At 36.7% G+C, this 8,150-nt stretch carries 4 protein-coding genes; 2 read left to right on the top strand and 2 right to left on the bottom strand.

All coding sequences use genetic code 11. The features are described from left to right. Positions 1-248: 248 nt before the first annotated feature. Together ligA and ACP6PM_RS27950 are read right to left on the bottom strand one after the other, a co-directional pair. Positions 249-2,402, bottom strand: a complete 2,154-nt coding sequence (gene ligA / locus ACP6PM_RS27955; protein ID WP_426590162.1) for an NAD-dependent DNA ligase LigA — start codon at positions 2,400-2,402, stop codon at positions 249-251. 464 nt (positions 2,403-2,866) lie between these two features. Next, the gene (locus ACP6PM_RS27950; RefSeq protein WP_426590161.1) at positions 2,867-3,805 is read right to left on the bottom strand and encodes an Npun_R2479 family HD domain-containing metalloprotein; all 939 of its coding nucleotides are present in this window, start codon (positions 3,803-3,805) and stop codon (positions 2,867-2,869) included. Positions 3,806-5,874: 2,069 nt separating this feature from the next. Between ACP6PM_RS27950 and ACP6PM_RS27945 the strand changes: the two genes are divergently transcribed. Continuing rightward, on the top strand, positions 5,875-6,696 hold the full coding sequence (locus ACP6PM_RS27945) for a calcium-binding protein (RefSeq protein WP_426590160.1): 822 nt from the start codon (positions 5,875-5,877) through the stop codon (positions 6,694-6,696). A 204-nt stretch (positions 6,697-6,900) separates the two neighbouring features. Then, positions 6,901-7,806, top strand: coding sequence for a tRNA pseudouridine(55) synthase TruB (gene truB, locus ACP6PM_RS27940; protein WP_426590159.1), 906 nt, complete (start codon positions 6,901-6,903; stop codon positions 7,804-7,806). The last annotated feature ends 344 nt before the right edge of the window (positions 7,807-8,150 follow it).

Genomic DNA, 8,150 nt, shown 5'->3' with positions numbered 1-8,150 from the left:
AGTTGCTCTTGGCAGTTATAATCATTCCCTACCCCATCATATTGAGTGGATACCTATTTTGTCTAGGTCAGGAAGTGTTATCATAATAATTATGTAGTTAAGTTAATTCTATTTAATAATTTTAAACTTTCATCATGCCAAAATACTTTACCTGGCTTTCTTTAAAAGATAAAGCCGAGAAACCGGGTTTATTCAATACCTCACTATATTAACATCTACTTCCAATAAACCCGGTTTCTTATAACACTTTATTCCTCTCCCAACATCTCTAATAACTCCGCCTCACTCAACTGTTTCACCCCTAACTTTTCTGCCTTCTCTAACTTAGAACCTGCATCTTCTCCCACGACAACAAAATCAGTCTTAGAACTTACCGAACTTGTCACCTTCCCACCAGCATTTTGAATCAAACTTTTCGCCTCATCTCGCTTCAAAGTGGGTAAAGTTCCAGTCAAAACAAAAGTCTTTCCTACTAACAAACCACTTTGAACTTTTTCCACATTATTTGTAGAGTCTTTAGTCTCCAAAGTCACCTCAGCAGTTTCCAAACGTGCCACCAAATTCTGATTTGCTGGTACTCGAAACCACTCTTCCACAGACTGAGCAATTTCCGGACCAATACCATACACACTTTCAATATCACTTACCTTTGCTTGACCTAACTTTGCCACAGTCGAAAATTTCTGAGTCAACAACTCCGCATTCACACTACCCACATGACGAATACCCAAACCATAAAGCACCCGCCCCCAAGGTTGAGCTTTAGAAGTAGCGATCGCTTCTACCAACTTACTCGCGGACTTTTCCCCCATCCGTTCCAAGGTGGTCAAATCTTCTATAGTCAAATTATATAAATCTGCCACTGACTTAACTAAACCACTATTAACCAACTGCTGCACCAACTTTTCTCCCAAACCATTAATATCCAGAGCGCCCCTGGATGCCCAATGTGCCAAAGAACCCCGGAGAATAGCGGGACAGGAAGTATTAATACACCGAGTTACTGCCTCATCTCTAGGTTTAATCACAGGTTGACTACATTCTGGACAGTGGGTTGGCATTTGAAATCTTTGGGCTTTTTTTGGTCGTAATTCTGGTAAAACTCTGACCACTTCTGGGATAATTTCCCCTGCTTTGCGGACTATTACAGTGTCCCCAAGATGTAAGTCCAGTTCTGCCAAGCGATCGCTATTATGTAGAGATGCCCTTTGTACAGTTGTCCCTGCCAACTGTACTGGTTTTAATTCGGCCACGGGGGTCAGCGCCCCTGTACGACCAACTTGAACGGTAATTGCTTGGACAATAGTAGGAATTTCTTCGGCAGGGTATTTGAGAGCGATCGCCCACCGAGGAAATTTTTGAGTAAATCCCAATTTTTTTTGTAGTGGTAAAGAGTTAAGTTTAACTACTACTCCATCGGTTAAATAGGGTAAATTTTTTTGTTCTTTATCCCAGTATTGATAATATGCTTCAACTTCATCTAAAGAGGAACAAAGTTGACGGTTAGGGTTAACTTTAAAACCTAATTTTTGCAGTAATTCTAAATATTCCCATTGAGTAGAAAATTGAGAAAATTCCCAGCTATTTTCTTCTAAATAAAGTGTATAAGCAAAAAAATCTAGTCGGCGTTGAGCAACTATTTTTGAGTCTAATTGTCTTAAAGTACCTGCTGCTGCATTCCGGGGATTTGCAAATAGAGTTTCTCCTATTTTTTCTCTTTCAGCGTTTATATTTTCAAATACATTTTTTGATAAAAAAGCTTCCCCCCGAACTTCTATTATTGCAGGCGGATTATCAATTTTAAGTTTTAAGGGAATACTATTAATTGTCTTGACATTTTGAGTAATATCTTCCCCCATAATTCCATCACCACGAGTAGCACCTCGTACTAATAAACCATTTTCATAAGTTAGAGCTAAAGCAGAACCATCAATTTTTAATTCACAAACATAATCAACATTTGCTAGGTCTATTTCATCAGAATGAGAGTCATTAATTACTTCATCTAAAGAATTAACTGTAGGGAATCCATCTGACTCATTACTAGAGTCATAATTTTGATTTTTTACTTCTAACTTTTTACTTTCACGAAGTTGCCAACGTTCTTGCCAACTTTTTAATTCCTCAATATTAAAAGCATTTTCCAGACTATAAAGAGGAATATTATGTTTAACTGATACAAATTTAGTTGCAGGTTTTTCTCCCACTCTTTGAGTCGGACTATCTGGAACAATTAATTGAGGATATTGAGTTTCTAATTCCTGTAATTCTCGAAGTAGGCGATCGTAAACAGCATCTTCCATAATTGGGTTATCAAGAACATAGTAAGCATAGCCAGCTTCTTGAAGTTTTCCCCTTAATTGTTGAGTGTACTGATCAATTTCTGGTGTTAATTTTGCCACTATTTATTATTTCCTTTCCTCAATTTTTAAACCAATAGGGTTCACTTCAGATCGGACCAAAACTCAAAATATATATTTAATTGCAAATACATAACTTTTATCTTCTATCAAGTTTTATGTTAAAAATGGATGTTTGTGATGAATAAAAAATTCGATTCAGTATTTCCAGCATCTAGCTTCAGCAGTCGGTACTGATAACTGATAAACTGATTAAACTCCCTATTCCCTTATCACCCATAAATTATCAATATTCCCTTATCACCTATAAATTATCAATAGATATCTCCAAAAATTACTCATTAAAATCAATTATTATCCCTAAAATATCAATTATTATTCCCTGTTCCCTATTCCCTAATTCCCTAAAACATCAATTATTATTCCCTGTTCCCTATTCCCTAATTCCCTAAAATATCAATTATTATTCCCTGTTCCCTGTGCCCTATTACCTATTCCCTAATTCCCTATAAATTCAAATCTAAAAAATCACTAAATTTCTTTTCTATAACTGGTATTTTTATTTTAAAATCTCCATTATTGCGAATTTTATCGTCACCATTACCTTTTGTCTTAGGTTCATGTTCTATCTGAAATACATTTGCATAGAGATTAGCAATAATTTGTTTACCACTTTGAGTTAATTCCAAATAATTAATAGCAGCAGGAATATAAGGATAAACACCATTCCAGTAAAATTTCGCGTAGCTGCGTCGGAGATCCCCAGGAGATTTATAACCCAAAACTTTATTAGTACCTACTTCCTCAAACTCATAAAATAAAGCACTAATTTTGAGCAAATAATTAGGGTCACTTAATTGACCAATTAAATCTGCCGCTCTTGATAACCCAGAAAAATTATTTCTATCTTGATGGGTTTCTGCTTCTGGAACAGGAAAACGAGTTAATTCAATATTACGTTTAATTTGATCGGCATCAATTAGTCGATGACCACCGAAACGTTCATCTATTACTAATTTACCCCGGTCAACATGATAAGGAGTGAGACTAGCTGCAGTAGCACCCTCTGTCAAAGAAATCATCCCATCATCTATTCCTGTAGCATATAAACCTAATAATTCTTTGTCTTCTCGACAGACTCCTTTGGTATAGCCAATATCGTGACACAATAAAGAAATAATATAATGTAACCAATCTTCAGGAGAAACTCCACCTTCACGAATGTGCTTACCCCGCAAAATTTCTTGCCCAACAAGAGTAACTAACATTGTGTGTTCAACATTGTGATATAATGCATCACAATTAGCGATATTTTCCAGAGCCATATTTCCTGCCCAGGCAATAATTTCTGGATAGTCTGGTTTAAAACCACCATAGGTACGATGGTATCCTGCTTGTAGCTCTTTGACAAAAGTATCTATTAAGATTTCTGTTGGATTAAACATGACTATTTCTTTGCACTCCAGTATATTAAGTATTACTCTGATAGCTTGAGCTGTAGCAGTTAGCCGTTAATATATCAATCTATCAATATATCAGGACTTGCTTTATTAATTAGCTGCAAGTCTAAAATAGCAAGAAATTATTTTTTTAGTTTGACTTTTCTATTGCTTGCTTAGTGTGAAGTACCCAACTGCAAAGGTTGTTTGCAGTTTTATTCGTATCTCTTATGCCTTTGCCTATCAGACAAAGCTAATATGGGTCTTACACAGTATCTCTGGTTGCCAGTAACCTTTATCTTCCTTACGGGGGATAATTAATTTACTAACCCGCCTTCCGCAGGATCAAAAAAAATTTGATTGTAGTGGTTTTCCGATTCTACGAGCAGATTAGCATGAACTCAATATTCAGTGGCCCAACTCATTACCTTAACTCCGTAGTCTCTGCGACAAGCATATTACTGGTACTTGGTTTATTAGCCTGTCTGATAGCCCTATCAGTCAGGTGGGTTAGGTTTCCCTAAACCATTTCTACCTTATCACAAAATTGATTCCGATTCATCAGGGCCTGTGTGCGCAACCTGCGTCTATACTTTACTTTATAAGCAGCATCTAATTACTAATTATCAAAAATTTTGCTATACTTGGATTTTATATTTCTAAATACTATTTATTAACGTAATATGATTGTTTACTAACCTATGTTATTTCTCTAGTTATTTTGACCAGCTTCCAAGCTTAGGATTACTTTTGATAAATGGTATAAAACTATAGACACGGAGCGCCTTCCCGAAGGATAGATTATGCTATTGTCTGGGACTTATCGAAAGGTTTAGTTTAAAATTAACAAAAATTTATGGGTTGGCCAAGTATCTTAGTAAAATCAGGATATATATCACTCCAGGTTAGGCTAAAGGCGTTTATGGGAAAGTTTACCGAAAATCTGGGTCTAAAGCTGCCCCCTTCTAGGAGAACTTTGTGTTATAGTTATATAATTATATAATAGGAAAAGTATTCAACTACTGGCGGGGTTAGGCAAAAGGCAAAATAAATATAGCCGATTAAGTAAATACACAAATACACATAGGATTTACGCTAAGAAATCCGGTTGCTACGAGAAATCCTTGGTTTAAATATATAGATATCTACGAAAAAACCTGGTTTCTGGGTTCTCCTGCGTAAGTCTTGACACAAATAATTATTCAGGACTACTTATAGGAATCATAAATCACCACTTTAGGGTTTCAGATAACAGAAAAATATTTTAGTGAAGGAAGGGCAGATATTTTTTTCCACAATATTGAATCACACTTACCAAATAATTAGAGGGTATATATAAATAAAAAATTAAGCCTTGATGTAGGGTGGGTTAGGCACCGAATAATCTCACAAAATTAAATAATATTTTCCTAGCCCTTACCGAACTATTAAGGTATAAAGCCTCTCCATTCATGGAGAAAAAAGCGGTTGAGGGATGGCGAGGTCTCCTCGCTGGTCTCCAATCTCCCCTTGATCAGAAAAAAAATCCTTGAATGTCAATCCTATCCGTTATAAGAAGAGGTAATTATTAATTATTAATTATTAATTATTAATTGTTGAACACCGAATACTAGATATTTCAGGTGTTTCTTTAGATCTATTTTACAGATACCTTATCTTAATAATTAATAGAGTTGTTTGGAAATAAAAATTTAAAATGCTCAAAGGCTTACTATATAAGGTTTTCTGGATTTCAAACCAAGCAAACACTATAAACCTTAACTGATAAGGGTTTTAGCCATTTTTTGAGATTAATTCCCAACAACTCTAATAATTAATAATATTAATTATTGAACGAACATGATAATATTAGTATCTTACCGAAAAATTAAGGTTTAAAGCCTCTCCTTTAAAGGAGAAACAAGGGGTCGTTTGCGGACCATGACCTAGGATGGGATATTGATTTGATTTTTAATTTTCACGCCTATGTGTATTAATTATTAATTGTTGAATCTACCCCACCATTCGTGCAAAGTCCTGTAAAAATTATGTAAATATTAATATAATCACACAAAAAAGTTATTCCCAAAGGTGTTATGGTCACTGCAACAGAAGACGGTCTTTTTAATGGTACTACAGTCGATATTTTCAGGCCACCTCCGGACAATGGAGAGGGTGGTAATGGGACAAGTCCTGGCGGGAATGGAGGTACTGGAAGTTTATTCAATGAAATTCTGCTTACAGAAGATGACGATGAGACTATTGGTTCAGTAAGAGCAGATTCAATTGAGGGATTGGCAGGTCGAGATTCTATAGAAGGTAGAGGTGGAGGAGATATAATTTTTGGCAATCAGGATAATGATACACTTTTAGGAGGAGTGGGTGATGATTCCCTGCTTGGTAATCAACAACAGGATTTTTTGTTAGGGGATAATGGTGAAGATACATTGTGGGGTGGTAGGGATAATGATTTTCTAGATGGAGGTGATGATGATGACACACTTTTTGGCAATCGAGGGAATGACTGTCTTTTTGGCAGTTTAGGCGATGATTGTATTTTCGGAGGCAAAGGTGATGATTGTCTGGATGGAGGTGAAGGTGATGATACTCTAGCAGGCGATCGCGACTCTGACACTTTAACGGGAGGAACAGGAGAAGATTTATTCATTATTGCTGAAAACACGGGTGGTCTGAGTGCATCAGAAGCAGATATTATTGCTGATTATAATCCTGATGAAGACGATCAAATTGGATTAATTGATGGTTTGAGTCGTAATGACCTGCAATTTGAGACAACTGTTGTAGGTGGGGAAAATGGGGAAAATGGGGTAGTTATTAGGTTAAGAGATGACGAAGAAGATTTTCTGGCAATAGTTATTGGAGTCGATGAAGATGACCTGGACTTCACAATTATCTGAGGCAACATTGGGGCAAGAGTGTGGGAGGTGTGGGAGGTGTGGGGGGTGTGGGGGGTGTGGGAGGAAAGTCAGTGTTTATTAATGCAGCTTGGGTATATTCTAGACCCTGTACTCTCCACACTCCCTACCCTCGGGACTCTTCCTACAATCCCTATTCCCTATTCCCTATTCCCTATTCCCTATTCCCTATTCCCTATTGGTATAATGCAAGGATTTCTCAATCTTAACAAACCATCCGGTATGACTTCCCATGACTGCGTAGCAAAGGTACGAAAGTTGCTACGTCTCAAGCGTGTCGGACATGGAGGAACTCTCGATCCTGCTGCTACTGGTGTTTTACCTATTGCAGTGGGAAAGGCAACCAGGTTATTACAATTTCTACGTTCAGAAAAAGGTTATCGTGGTACAGTCAGATTTGGTACGATAACTACTACTGATGATTTGGAGGGAGAAATTGTTCAATCTGCACCAGCACCAGAATTAATGTTGTCTGATATTGAAGCAGTGCTGCCAAATTTCTTAGGTAAAATTGAGCAATTGCCGCCTAGTTATAGTGCAATACAGGTACAAGGAAAGCGACTTTATGATTTAGCGCGTCAGGGAAAAACAGTTGAAATTCCTACTCGCGTTGTTGAAGTGTTTAATATAGAAATTATTGACTGGCGAAGTGGAGATTTTCCAGAGGTAGATTTAGCGATCGCCTGTGGTGCTGGAACTTATATTCGAGCGATCGCCCGCGATCTAGGTGCAATTTTAAATACTGGGGGAACTTTAGCTGTTTTAACTAGAACAGAAAGTAGTGGGTTTTCTGGGGAAAATAGTCTCACATTTGCAGAAATGGAAAATCAATTACAGGAAAATAAATTTAGTCTTTTATCTCCAGAGATAGCATTGGCACATTTACCAGCGATCGCCTTGGTTGCTGAAGATGCAAAAAGATGGTGTCAAGGTCAACGTTTACCCTATCAAATAAGATGGGAAATAGAAGCTGAAAAAACTGAGCATCATTTTCGAGTATACAATCTAAAAGGTGAATTTCTAGGTATTGGCAAATTAATCAAATCAGAACAAAATTTATTATTAGCACCTCAAGTTGTAATTAGTAATTAACTATTTTCAGTTTTTTGAATGGAAGTATATAGCATTGATAAAATTTTTGAGATACAAAAGTTTGGAGTTTGGGATGATGAAATTATATCAAATCCGGTGGCATTGGTGTAATCAGATAAAGATGCTGGAGAGATGGGGAGATATAGAAAGATTTAGCAATAACTGAAGATGGAACATTTTTTTATACCGAATTAAGCGGATTTGATATTACAGGGGAAATCACAGGGGGATTGCCTCTAAACTAGAGATGATGGGGATGGAGACACTGCCTCCACAAACTAATCATATCATGTCCGTTTATATCGTTTGTGTAAAAGTTAGGGTAAATATCAACAGGAAATTTA

It is taken from the genome of Dapis brunnea BLCC-M229, assembly GCF_050015995.1.
Lineage (GTDB): Bacteria > Cyanobacteriota > Cyanobacteriia > Cyanobacteriales > Microcoleaceae > Trichodesmium.
Note: the sequence above shows the minus strand (reverse complement) of the source record. Positions and strands in the feature narration are given on the sequence as shown.